We start from the raw sequence: 12416 nt of genomic DNA, 5'->3' as shown, positions 1-12416 counted from the left end.
GAGGAGCTGAACCGGATGACGGCGCCTATCCTTCGGAACGGTGCATCCATGAGCTGTTTGAGGTCCAGGCGCGCAAGGCGCCGGACGCGGTAGCAGTGGTCTACGAGGACGCGCGCCTGAGCTATGGCGAGCTCAATGCACGGGCGAACCGGCTGGCGTATCATCTGATCGCGCTGGGGGTGAGGCCGGATCAGCCTGTCGCGATCTGCTTGGAGCGCAGTCCGGCGGTATTGGTCGGGCTGCTGGCGATCATGAAGGCGGGTGGCGCGTATCTGCCGCTGGATCCGGCCTATCCGTCCGTGCGGCTGCGACAGGTTCTTGTGGATGCGGCGCCGCGGCTGTTGCTGGCCGATGCTGCGGGACGATCCGCGCTTGGCTCCGATACGCTGGTCGATGTGACGGTGGTCGATCTCGACACGACGAGGCCGAGTTGGACAAACCTGCCGTCGTCGGATCCGGATCCGCGCACTCTCGGCCTGACCTCGCGCCATCTCGCCTATGTGATCTACACCTCAGGATCAACCGGCACGCCGAACAGCGTCGAAATGTCTCACAGCACGTTTTTGAATGTGGTCTGGTCCCGGCCAGAGTTGGGAGCGCCAAAGCGACGCACACTTCAGCTCATGACGCTGAACTTCGACGTCTCATTCCAGGAATTATTCAGTTGCTGGAATGACGGTGGCGTGCTCGTGCTCGTGCGGGAAACGACCCGTGCGGATTTCACCGGACTGCTAGAATTTCTGTGGACTGAAGCGATAGAACGGCTTTTCCTCCCATTCGGAGCGTTGAAACATTTTGCGGAGGTATGGGGCGAGCAAGGAGTGCTGTTGCCCTCTTTGAGAGAGATCCATACAGCGGGTGAGCTATTGCGGACCACCCCAATGCTCAGGTCCTTTTTAGAAGTGCACCCGAGGGTGAGCTTGATAAATCAGGATGGGCCCGCAGAAACCCGCGTAGTCACGGAGGACCGTCTCGCGGCCGACCCATCACGCTGACCCCAGTTGCCTCCTATTGGCCGTTCGTTCTCAAACACGCGGACTTACCTGCTTGACGTTCATGGTGAGCCCGTTCCGTTGGGGAGCCTTACATTGGAGGCGCGGCGGTCGCGCGTGGCTCTCTGAACCGACCCGAGCTGACGGCCGAGCGGTTGTGGCCGATCCGTTCAGCGGCGAGCCCGGCGCGCGGATGTACCGGGCCGGGGATCTTGCGCGCTATTTTTCGGACGGCGTTTGGGCCGCAACGACGATCAGGTGAAGATCCGCGGCATTCCATTTTCGGCACACGATGCGCGTACGGGAGCCAACGCTACTGCGAGAAAGCGTGCGCGCCAAAGCGTTGCCAAATAACAAAATGCAAACGCTTGCCTTTCGGGGCCGTATTCGCCCGGATAGTGTTCCTGCTTATATCGCCGTATGACGACGGCATTTCATCAAAATGTATATTTTCTTTCCCCGGCTGTCTTAACTGGCAGCCGGGCTTTCGCGCCGCATGATCCGGGAACGTGTTTCTCTGCGCTCGTCATCGCAAGCGTCGTTCTTCTGATAGACGTCGGTTCTTATCTTCGTTGATCCGTACTGATGAGCCTGCACCGGGCTCGTACGGACGCGGGATTAACGAAGTCTTAGCGCTAACCGTGCCGATCATCTGGCCTTGTGAACACCGAGGAGAGGGTTCCCCATTGCTTAAAGACGGCACTTATGCGGCATGGTTCAGGACCCCGCTCGGCCAAGATACCGGCATCGCCCACGTGGCAGACGGCAAAATCTGGGGACGTGATAGTGTCATGGCCTACAGCGGCCATTGCGAAATCGATGGAGATCGATTTACCGCGACCGTCACGACAAGACGGCACACTGACGGGCAGCCAACGGTCTTCGGCAACGATCAAGAACTAGAGCTGAATCTCGTGGGAAAGTGCGCCGGGAGAATTGCCACCTGTGTTGGGACAGCGAAGCAGTTTCCAGGAGTGCTCTTTGAGGGAACGCTTATTTTCAGCGAACAACACCCGCCTGCGGCGGAGCCGAGCGGGCCGATGTCAAAGTTCGATCCTAAGAAACTCTCGAAACTGCCGAAGCGCTCCCGGTGATCAATTCGTATCATAGAGGTCACTTAGGCGGGTCGCCCGATCTTCCTTGCCCCAACTCATAATCTTTCGCGTGTCATTCGGCATCTACCGAAGCATGATCGAAGATCATCACGACCGAAGGTTGGAAACCTCGTGACTACGTGCAAGGGTCAAGAACTTCGCTATGTTCGTCGGAAGATTCCCGGTACGGCGAGCTTCGAGGACACCGCTATCAGCTGCATCTGCCGAGCGATATTAGCGTGCCGATCATCAATTAGAGCGTGTCGACGCTTGCGATTCTTTTTTAGGACGATCAGGCGCCATGCGATCGTCAACCATGACCGGCGCCTCGATGGCCTGCAGCATCGTCTGCAGCGTGGTCACATCCTCGCAAGGGGTCTGACATTGTGAAAACTAGGGGAAAGATAGCGGCCTTTAGATCCTCGAACCCACAACGCTCTTCAGAAAGTCGTGTCTCGAAATATTCGCGCTCAGGCTCAGTCAGCTGGGCTTCAAGCAAACGGCGATAGTAGTGGATGCGGTTGCGATGGGTGCGCATGGCTGCCAAATCTTCGCTGATCATCCGTAGACTCGCATTCGGAACGGGTTCAAGGTTGGCCTCCGCGTGCACTACGGTTTCTTCATAGATAGGTAATCCTGAGATCGTTTTAAGAGTATGTTTCTGCGCGACACGTCACATGTGGCTGTAGTACATCACTTTCGTACGTAACGTACCAAAAATAAGGATTTTCGCGGATGAGCGAAGGTCGATGTGGAAGCCATTGCGCGACTTCTTCGGTAATAAGCCCTTTACGCGTGTCGCCGAAAGGATGGTCAGCGATCGATCAGGCACATTGATTTCAGTTGTTCTTACGGCGAAAGGGCGTGGTGGTACACGGCTAGCTCAACGCAATAGTTTAATTGCACGATTGTGCGAGCCCGAAGGAAGAGACGAACCTCTTCACAAGAGTTCACCTATTCTAATCGGCCGGGCGTACCGGCGTGCAGCATGCGCCTTGTGTTCGACATCAGACGCGCGGTTTGTTTCAACAACCACCGGTCTTGTTCCAAAGACGACAGCGCTCCCGAAAAACCCGCAGCCAAGGCGCGTCGCATCAGCTGGCGTAGATCCTGCACACCACAAATGGCGTGGAAGCGGCACCAAGAACGTCGGCCATTCGGCACGGCCATTCGGCCCGTTGCAACATGGCGCGCGTTGTGTGTTCGTGAGGTGATATGCGATCTGGACTTCTCTTTTGGGGGTCGCAACAGCTGCGGTCGTTACAAGCGGGGCTGTCAACTCGGCGGATCTCGAGCCGGCAGTAAAAGCCCCACCGGCACTGTAGCGCTGGACCGGAGGATATATCGGTGGCCACATCGGCGGGGGCTCCGGGCTGACTTCGTTTAGTGATCCCTACGGTCCGTCAATTTACGGCGACGTCGTCGATACCCCTGTGTTCCTCGTGGCGAGGGTGTCCTGGCGGAAGGAATTATATCTTACATCATTACTAAGAATTTCAGCCTTGGCATCGGCGGCCGGTATTGGGCAATGTGGACCAAAAGGACAGCAATGCCACCTTCATTTGATGCGGCGGCACGGGTACCCTAATTCAGGACCCATCTCTTGAAAGCATGTAGCCCATGGGGCACGTTCTTCCAGCCCCCCTATAGGTCTGACTGAACCTGCTCGCTCGTCGCTTTAAGCTGCGGATGGCTGCGACTTTACAACGGCTAAAGCTTGGCTCCTGCGGCTAGCGTCAGATGTATGCCAGGAACGCAAGCTTTTAGGCCATTCAGGCCCGATAGCTTGCATCGGTTTACCCAAGGTGAAAGGCGCCGCGGCACTGGTGCAACGTCAATCCCAATGCGACCTTCGATGTCAGAGCAGCGCCGGGCTTGAGGTGTCACTATCTCGCCTTTCGACGGTCGATTCCTCCGCCGCAGCCAAACAACTCCCAATTGGAAAGCATCATCCCGCGGCGACATACGAAAGGCAGTGCGTGTCGAAAACAGATCGCAAATAATCGACACCTCCCTTTTTATCGCTGCTCAGCCACAACGCCACCCGATGCGCGGCATGTCTTGCCGACGCTCCAAAAAGATCGGCGGTGACGATGCCCTTTATCGAGACAGGTGGAATGAAGCTCTACTTCGAGGAACACGGCCGGGGCTATCCAATCATTTTCGTTCATGAATTTGAATCGGACCTGCACAGCTGGGAAGCACAAATCCGTCATTTTTCGCGCAGCTATAGATGTATCGCTTACAACGCGCGGGGATATCCACCGAGCGACGTTCATGATGATCTAGCCGCATACGGTTGGGAGTGCGCCGTCCACGACATTGATGCCGTTATGCGCGGTCTATCGATCAGTCGAGCCCATGTGGTTGGATCGAGCATGGGGGCCTATGCAGCTCTGCTATTTGGTTTGTGGTACCGCGAAGGGGTCAGCGCGATCGTTGCAGCCGGAGCAGGATTAGGATCTCCAGCGTCGGATCGAGAAAGTTGGTCAAGAAGCACGACGGCTCTGGCGCGCACATTGGCGGCACGAGGTATCGATGCCTTGGCCGACAAAATGGCGGGCCACTCCACTCGCATTAGACTGAAGCAAAAGGACCCGAAGGGCTGGCAGGAGTTTGTGGAGCGGCTAAAGCAGCATTCTGCACGCGGAATGTCCAATACTCTGCTCCAGTGCCAAGCCATGCGACCGTCCTTGTACGACTTCCGGGATCAATTTTCACAGATCCTGGTACCGGTACTGCTCGCGGTGGGCGACGAAGATAAGGCATGCCTTGAAACCAGCTTGATGCTTAAGTCCACGGTTCCCGCAGCCGGCGTTTGGGTGTGCCCCAATACGGGCCATGCCATCAATCTCGAAGAGCCTGCGGCGTTCAACGCGCAGGTTGAAGATTTCTTCAGGGCCGTCGAGCGAGGGAGCTGGGGTCATCTCGATCATCGGAAACAGTCCGTCTCGAGCCATGAGAAGTCAATAGTCACTCGATTGATTTTCGACGGGGCGCTTCCATGAAGCCCTGCATCGGTGTCTATCTTTCCGAGCCCGTCGCCGCGCGGCTCGCAGTTGCCGCGCAACGTCCGGGAGCCACCAAATCGGCGATCATTGAGGCTGCGCTCGCTCATTTCCTCGACCCCGATCGTGACATGAATGAGCCCTCGGTTGATTGCCGGCTGAGCGCCATCCACCGGCACCTCGAACAGCTTCATCAAGATGTGCGAATTGTAAGCGAGACTGTTGCGCTTCAGGCTCGATTTCTCCTCGCCGTCACGCCCCCGCTTGCAGCTGCCGACCAACCTAACGCCTGTACCCTCGGGCTCGCGCGCTTCGACGAATTTGCTGCCCAGGTGGCGAGGCGAGTCGATCTAGGAACGTCCCTTATCAAGGAAACAATCGAGCGGGTGAATTCGACTGATCCGGAGCATGTTGCAACAGAACCAGTGAGGCAAGAAGCGCTGACGCGCTCAACACACCCGGAGCTGAAGGGCGGTGCTACGACTGTCGCAGGCAACAAATCACGAACTCCGCGTTCTGCCGGACAGGCACGGTGCGAGCACGAACCCAATACAAGAGCGAAGCAAACAAGCCTTGGCGCAGTATCGCGCTCTTTGCTGCCCTGGCGTACGACGGCGCGACAGCAGTCACGGCGCTGCCGCGCAGATTGGCTTTTGATTTTGCGCGTGTTCTTGCCGTTCGTCGCTGCTTACTACCTTTCTTTTCTCTTTCGCAACATCAATGCGACGATAGCAGGACCGCTGACCTATGAGTTTGGTCTGGGTGCCGATGAGCTTGGTTTCCTGACGTCCATCTATTTCCTGACCTTCGCGGCGGCCCAGATTCCTATCGGGATACTGTTGGACCGATACGGTCCACGGCAAATCCAGAGTGCCGTGCTTTTGGCGGCAGCCGCCGGCGCGGCGCTATTTGCGGTCTCGGACAACGTTTTGCTGCTTCTTCTCGGCAGGGCGTTAATCGGTCTTGGGGCTTCCGCAGCATTGATGGCCGGATTGAAAGCTGTCGTTCTCTGGTTTCCGGCCGAGCAGGTCCCATTGCTCAATGGCCTGATGGTCATGCTGGCTGCCCTTGGCGGAGTGACGGCAACATTGCCGGCCGAATACCTGCTCGTTTCGGTCGGCTGGCGGGGTTTGTTTGAACTTCTAGCCATCGCCTCGGTTGGAAGTGCGCTTGCAATTTTCCTTATCGTGCCAAAGGCCACGCGCTCATGGGCAGCGAAGGAGACCAACATTGGACTGCGAACGATCTACACAGATCCGCGCTTCTGGCGTTTGGCGCCGCTATCTGCGACCTGCATTGGTACGGCCTGGGCGCTACAGGGATTGTGGGCTGCGCAGTGGTTCTCGGATGTGGAGGGCCTGGACCGGTCGGGCTTGATTGGCAATCTCTTTGCCATGGCAATCGCATCGAGTGTGGGCGCCCTGGTGCTAGGGGTTGCTGCTCAAAAACTCCGGCGATACGGGATAGGTCCACAGGCGCTCTTGGGTTTGGTCGCAATTCTGTTCTTCGTTGCCCAACTTGCAGTAATCCTGCGAGCCCCTCTGCCATCATCCGCTCCGTGGATGATTGTCGCTGCCGGCGGGGCCGCAACCGTCCTTAGCTGCGCGACTTTGGCCGATTTTTTCCCCAAAGAGCTTGCTGGACGCGCGAATGCGGCGCTCAACGTCTTTCACATCGGTTGCGCGTTTGTGGTCCAGTCTCTCATCGGCTTCGTGGTTCAGCACTGGACGCCTGAGCATGGTCACTACCCGGAAGTTGCTTACCAGACTGCCTTTGCAGTGAACCTTGCAGTTCAGTTCGGAGCATGGTTCTGGTTTATTATCCGCGTGCCTCTATCGAGCAAGGGCTGGCCTTAGCAGCTCTGTAAGATGTGGACGAAAGCGGTACTGCCGAATCCCCGTACGGCTACAGTCCAATGTGGGCGTTCTCCAACCTGACGTACCGGCTTTGCCGTGAAGTTGCCAATTGCGCTCGGCGATTTAGCCGGCCGATGGGCAAAGGTCGTTCAAGTCCAGTCAACATCTTCACGTGGAGTTAGTCGACTTCGTTCTTGCGTCAGCCATGCGATAAACTGCTCAACACTTCTTGCTTCGCGCGTTGAGGGGTTGAATAGGCCGTAGAATCCCGAGCCAATAATGCGTGATTGAGGAAAAAGAGTTCCAAGACGCCGCTCTGCAATGTCCAACGAAACGAGCGCCTCTGGCACAAGAGCAATCCCATAGCCGTTGATTGCTGCCTCTATGCAAAGGAAGAAGTGGTCAAAGACTTGGCCTCGTGGGGTCTGACCGACATCTATACCAGCCTTGCGGAACCAGTCCGGCCAAGCCGATATACGGCTTTTCATGTGCAGCAGTGGGCATCGCAGCAAATCCTTTACATGGCGTATCTTCAATTCCGACAGCAGCACTGGAGAGCAGACCGCCACAGCTTCATCGTCGAGAAGATGACGGCAAGCTAGTCCGGCCTTCTTCATAGGATAGCGTCGGATGACAAGGTCACTTTGGTCGACGCTCGACTCGAAGTCATCAGTGTTAGACGTTTCAAGTCGAATATCGATGCGCGGATTCTGTCTCTGAAAGGCCGCGATACGGGGGATGAGCCATCGCATGGCAAACGATGGCGTAGCGTTGACACGTATGCGGTGTGCGGAGCCGGAGCTGGCAAAGTCCTCCGAAGCAACGGCCAACAATTCGAGGCTCTTACGTACATCTTGAGCATAAGAACGCGCAGCAGGCGTCAATTCGATGCGGTTGCCAACCCTCCGCACCAATTTGCGGGAGAAATATCCTTCCAGTAGGCGCAACTGTTGGCTGATGGCGCTGTGGCTGACATTCAGTTCAGTGGCAGCTTGCGTGACGCTTTCATGACGGGACACCGCCTCAAAGGCACGAATCGTGGTAAAAGGTGGAATCTTGCGCATGGTTTAATGTTAGATTACCTAACATTCATGTTAAAAAATCATACTTTCAAAGACGACGAAAACGCCCTTAATTCGGGCGATTGAAAGGCCTTACGGATCAACGTGGATTGTAAGGGATTCTCTCGTGCCTGTCAGGCTGCAGTGCAGGTTTTTACATAGAGAGGATTGGATTGCCAATTCAGCCTGCTTGGTGGACTCACCTGTTTGCAGGGGTTTTCGAGGGCTATCGCTATGGGTCTTCGCCCCCCCATCGATCGGTGCCACCTCATCGAGGGGCAGCTCCTTCCTGTGCGCCGCCTCGAGCTCGGCCGTGCGGCATCGTGGACATGTCTGTTTCCGTCGGGAGGTCGCACGGCAGCTCCCTTGCCAAACGCGCCGTGAGGTCAGTACGGCTATTATGTTCAAGATGGTAGAGCCGGAATGAGCCCGGTGGTCGAATGCATCTTGCAGGAATTCATTGATAGTATCCAAACCGCAAGCAGCGCGGCTGAATTCGAGCGTGTCGCAACACGTCTCACACAGGAACTCGGCTTCCAGCGATTTGCCTATCTGCGACTGACCGGCGACACGCCGATGTTGATTTCGTCCTATCCCAAATCCTGGACCAGCCGTTACTTCCAGCTTGGATATCAGCAGCTCGATCCTGTGGTGCGCCGCGCGCGTGTCGAGCGCGCAATGTTCAGTTGGGGAGGCGAGGGCTCGGCCCCGGTCGGAAACCGCGAGCAGCGCCGGTTCTTCGATGAAGCGGCGACCTTCGGCATTAGATCAGGCGTCACTGTGCCGATCAGGGTCGGATTTGGACGGATGGCAGCATTTACGCTGGCGACGGACGACGGCGACGTTCGCCCGGAGCGGCTCGTGGCCGACTGGAAGGATCTCGTACATATCGTCGGGTTGTATTTTCATAGTCATGTCGCCGCCAGACTTGACGTACCCTCCGCCGATCAACTTGCCGGAAGCGAACTCACTCAGCGCGAGCGCCAATGCCTTGCATGGACCGCACAGGGAAAAACCGTCGCGGATATCGCGGTGCTGGTCCAGATTGCGCCGCGCACTGTAGTCTTTCATCTTGAGAACGCTCGCCGCAAGCTTGGTGCAGCATCTATTGCCCAGTGCGTCGCCGAGGCCTTGCGACGCGGTTTGTTGTCCTAATCATCCAGACCCTCCCATTTCGCGAGATGCAGAGACCTGGCGCTTGTCACGCCGGTCATTATTTTTGTATCCCGTCCAAAAAGGTCTAGCGTGATCGAGCTGAACCAGACTCACCTGTAAAATATAACAGGCGATTAGAAAGTTCCTTTCTGGTCTTGACTTCCTGATAGTTTCAGGAGGTTGGCATGCATGCCCTCGGACTTCACGCGCCTCAATTTGGCCGTCATCGGGAGTTGCTCGCGGCGATGTATCGGTTGCGGCGCCGTGTCTTCAAGGACAGGCTCGACTGGTCCGTGTCCGTCTCAGGTGAATTCGAGCTCGATGTGTATGACACGCTCGGCCCGACTTATCTCATTCTGATGTCAGACGGCGGTGAGCCGGTTGGTTCGGTTCGCCTGCTTCCAACGATCGGACCGACCATGTTGGCCGACACCTTTCCCGTCCTGCTCGGCGGGACCCTTGCGCCGCACGACGAAAGAATTCTCGAAAGCTCGCGCTTTTGCGTCGACACCAGACTTATCGCCGAGCAGGCCCCCAATAGTCTCAACCGCGCCACGCTTATCCTCTTCTCCGCGATGATCGAGGCGGCACGCGGCGCGAGCGCAGAAAGCATCGTAACAGTAACCGATACGCGTATGGAGCGCATTCTCCGGCGAGCGGGCTGGCCATTGAGACGGATCGCTGCTCCACAGCAGGTCGGATCGACCATGGCCGTCGCCGGCTTTCTCGACACGTCCGAACAAGCGCTTCACAGGATGTACGAACGAGCCGACATCAGCGGTCCTGTGCTTCTCTCACCCGATCTTCTCAACGCGGCCGCCTGACCACACGCGCTTCGCGAGCAAAGTCTAGCAAAGGCTATTTGACGCGCAAATGTTCGCAAACCCACGACATAGTCTGGTGGTATTGATCAATCTGTCGCGCGGCGAGACGCACACTTCGGCTGGTCTTGCCGCGCGTCACAGCAGTTTTTCATTACTGCAGAGAGGCTTGGAAATGTTCGCCGTCGCTTCGACAGTCATCGGCGAATGCCAGCCAGTTGAGATTGATGCTTGTCAAGAACTCGTCCACTCGATGATGCAGCTGGACGTCGACGCCCTTTCCATTTGGCGGGATCGCCGGTTCACAGACAGTCTGGCTTCAGCCAAAACCGGTATCATTTTCTACGGAGGAAGTTGGCTCGAAGAGGAGATCTTTATTGCTGCACTGCAGGCGACCGAGCGGGGATATGACGTACGTTTGCTATCGGACCTCATCGCGCCGCGTGTTGACGCGGACCGATCACTCGTTTTGGATCGACTTGCGCTTCACGGCGTCTTGCCGACTACGGTCCGACAGATGCTGCTGGAGTGGGCGGTGTGTCTGGACGATGCGCTCTTGAAGCAAAAGGTTCAGCAGCTTTTGGCGTAAGGCGAGCCTCAACCTCGGGCGAAGACGTACCCATGACAAGCATCCGGATCATTAGTTTTAGATCGATCGACGGGCGGTCCATGGACGAAAAATAAGGTGCAAGCTCGCTGCGAAGTCAGGACAGAACGAGAGCAATGTCGATCGCCCGCATCAGATGATCTTCGGGGAACTGCACCGCCAAGACTACGGCATCCGAGATGTTGCTACCGATCCCAAGTAGCTGCAGAATGGCGCGTCAAAACAGGTTTACGGAGGGACACCGTGATCTCACGTCGTATTGTCATCCGACTGCTTTGGGCTGCAGTAATAACTTTCGCGCTCAGCCCCACCGCGGTGACGCTGGCTTTTTCGCCCGAAACGCGCAACGCGAAGCTTGATGAAACCCTTAAGGGGTTGGTCGAAGGCCGCAGCACTCCGGGTATCGTAGTGCTGGTCCTGCAAGACGGCCGCCCGGTCTATAGCCGCAGCGTCGGCGTTCGCGAAGTCGGGAGTACCGCGCCCATCGGCGAAAACGACAGGTTCCGCCTCGCCTCAATGACGAAGGCCGTCACCTCAGTGGCTGCGATGATCCTTATCGAGCAGGGCAAGATTGGCTTGGATGATCCAGTCAGCCGTTTCCTCCCCGAGTTCGCCAGCCTGCGGGTGCGCGGGCCTGAAGGCGCCGAGGTTCCCGCGAGCAGGGCTCCGACGATCCGCGAGCTGCTGACCCATACCGCCGGGTTCTCCTACAACTTCATCAACAATCCCAGGCTCGTCGATGCATACCGCGAAGCGCGCGTGACCGACGGGCTAGACCAGCCCCAGGTAACCACTGCTGAAGCGATGCAGCGCCTTGCTTCCGTTCCGCTTGGCTATCAGCCTGGTACGGGCTGGGAATACTCGCTCGCCACTGACGTGCTTGGCGCCGTCATCGAAAAAGTGACGGGAGCCAGCCTGGAAGTTTTTGTAACCGAGCGGATTGCAAAGCCCCTGGGCATTCAGAGCTTTGTGTTCAACGTACCTGAAAACATCCGTTCAAGCTTCGTGCAGGTGACCCGGCCCGCACAGGCCACTGGCGCACTCGGTACGGGCTACGTTCCTGTGATGGGGCCTGAGGCTGTGCCGTTCCCGCTCACCAAGGGCACTGCCAATCTCGACCCGAACCGCGCCTTCGCTCAGACCGCCTATAACTCCGGCGGCGCCGGCATGAGCGGCACCATCGGGGACTACGCGCGGTTCCTGCAGATGCTACTGAACGAAGGCGAACTCGACGGAGTGCGGGTGCTCCGCCCGGAGACGGTCCGGCAAATGACGCAGAACGCGACCGGCAATATGCGGACGATTCGTGGGCCGGGCTGGGGCTTCACACTGGGTTTTGGGATAGTGACCGATCCGGCTGCGGCCAAGAGCCGTCTTCCGGCCGGCAGCTATGGTTGGGGCGGCATCTATGGCACGCAGTTTTGGATCGATCCGGCAAACCGCGTCGTCGGCCTGGTCTTGACTCAGACAGCGATTATCGGCTCCGGGCCGATCTCGAACCTCATCCGGGAGGCGTTCTATTGGGCCGATTGAAGGTTCGATACCCAGCCTAGGGATCGGCTGCTCCCGCGAGGCGACTTGCCGTCCGATTTTGGTCATTGGACTAGACCGCTAGCGCGGTAGGACGCTGCGGCTGGCAACACAGCCAAGAAGATAGCGCAACGGGACGTCCTGTCTTGAGATGAGGGGGTCGCAAATGAACGGCACGGCAACGAGTTACCAGATACGTCGCCGGTGCGGCAATTATGGCGAAAGAACAAAACGCTCGAACGATTGACGCCACAGATTGGTCAATCTGTCGGGCGCACGATTGTCGTCGCGT

Annotated in this window: 10 protein-coding genes; 8 read left to right on the top strand and 2 right to left on the bottom strand. The window is 57.5% G+C overall.

Annotated features, from left to right (window positions below):
• The first annotated feature begins 95 nt into the window (after positions 1–95).
• Together CQ12_RS45105 and CQ12_RS18245 are read left to right on the top strand one after the other, a co-directional pair.
• Positions 96–995, top strand: coding sequence for an AMP-binding protein (locus tag CQ12_RS45105; protein WP_057836692.1), 900 nt, complete (start codon positions 96–98; stop codon positions 993–995).
• Between the two features lie 683 nt (positions 996–1678).
• Positions 1679–2086, top strand: coding sequence for a hypothetical protein (locus tag CQ12_RS18245; protein WP_057836691.1), 408 nt, complete (start codon positions 1679–1681; stop codon positions 2084–2086).
• A gap of 310 nt (positions 2087–2396) precedes the next feature.
• Here CQ12_RS18245 and CQ12_RS42425 read toward each other — a convergent pair whose 3' ends face one another.
• A complete protein-coding gene (locus CQ12_RS42425) occupies positions 2397–2648 on the bottom strand; it encodes a hypothetical protein (protein ID WP_083519348.1) in 252 nt (83 codons plus the stop codon).
• A 1555-nt stretch (positions 2649–4203) separates the two neighbouring features.
• Between CQ12_RS42425 and CQ12_RS18240 the strand changes: the two genes are divergently transcribed.
• Positions 4204–5094, top strand: a complete 891-nt coding sequence (locus CQ12_RS18240; protein WP_245309986.1) for an alpha/beta fold hydrolase — start codon at positions 4204–4206, stop codon at positions 5092–5094.
• A complete protein-coding gene (locus CQ12_RS18235; protein WP_245309985.1) occupies positions 5091–6950 on the top strand; it encodes an MFS transporter in 1860 nt (619 codons plus the stop codon). Before CQ12_RS18240 ends, CQ12_RS18235 begins: the two co-directional genes overlap by 4 nt.
• Before the next feature lie 149 nt (positions 6951–7099).
• Here CQ12_RS18235 and CQ12_RS18230 read toward each other — a convergent pair whose 3' ends face one another.
• Entirely contained in the window at positions 7100–8014 is a 915-nt protein-coding gene (locus tag CQ12_RS18230; protein WP_057836689.1) for a LysR substrate-binding domain-containing protein, read from the bottom strand.
• A gap of 420 nt (positions 8015–8434) precedes the next feature.
• Between CQ12_RS18230 and CQ12_RS18225 the strand changes: the two genes are divergently transcribed.
• From CQ12_RS18225 to CQ12_RS18210, 4 genes are all read left to right on the top strand, one after another.
• A complete protein-coding gene (locus CQ12_RS18225) occupies positions 8435–9166 on the top strand; it encodes an autoinducer binding domain-containing protein (protein ID WP_057836688.1) in 732 nt (243 codons plus the stop codon).
• A gap of 185 nt (positions 9167–9351) precedes the next feature.
• On the top strand, positions 9352–9990 hold the full coding sequence (locus CQ12_RS18220; RefSeq protein WP_057836687.1) for an acyl-homoserine-lactone synthase: 639 nt from the start codon (positions 9352–9354) through the stop codon (positions 9988–9990).
• A 76-nt stretch (positions 9991–10066) separates the two neighbouring features.
• On the top strand, positions 10067–10576 hold the full coding sequence (locus tag CQ12_RS18215) for a cysteine hydrolase family protein (protein WP_157088301.1): 510 nt from the start codon (positions 10067–10069) through the stop codon (positions 10574–10576).
• A gap of 261 nt (positions 10577–10837) precedes the next feature.
• On the top strand, positions 10838–12127 hold the full coding sequence (locus CQ12_RS18210) for a serine hydrolase domain-containing protein (RefSeq protein WP_157088300.1): 1290 nt from the start codon (positions 10838–10840) through the stop codon (positions 12125–12127).
• Positions 12128–12416: the final 289 nt, after the last annotated feature.

Origin of the sequence: Bradyrhizobium jicamae (genome assembly GCF_001440395.1) — a bacterium.
Lineage (GTDB): Bacteria > Pseudomonadota > Alphaproteobacteria > Rhizobiales > Xanthobacteraceae > Bradyrhizobium > Bradyrhizobium jicamae.
This window is presented reverse-complemented; position numbering and strand designations above follow the sequence as displayed.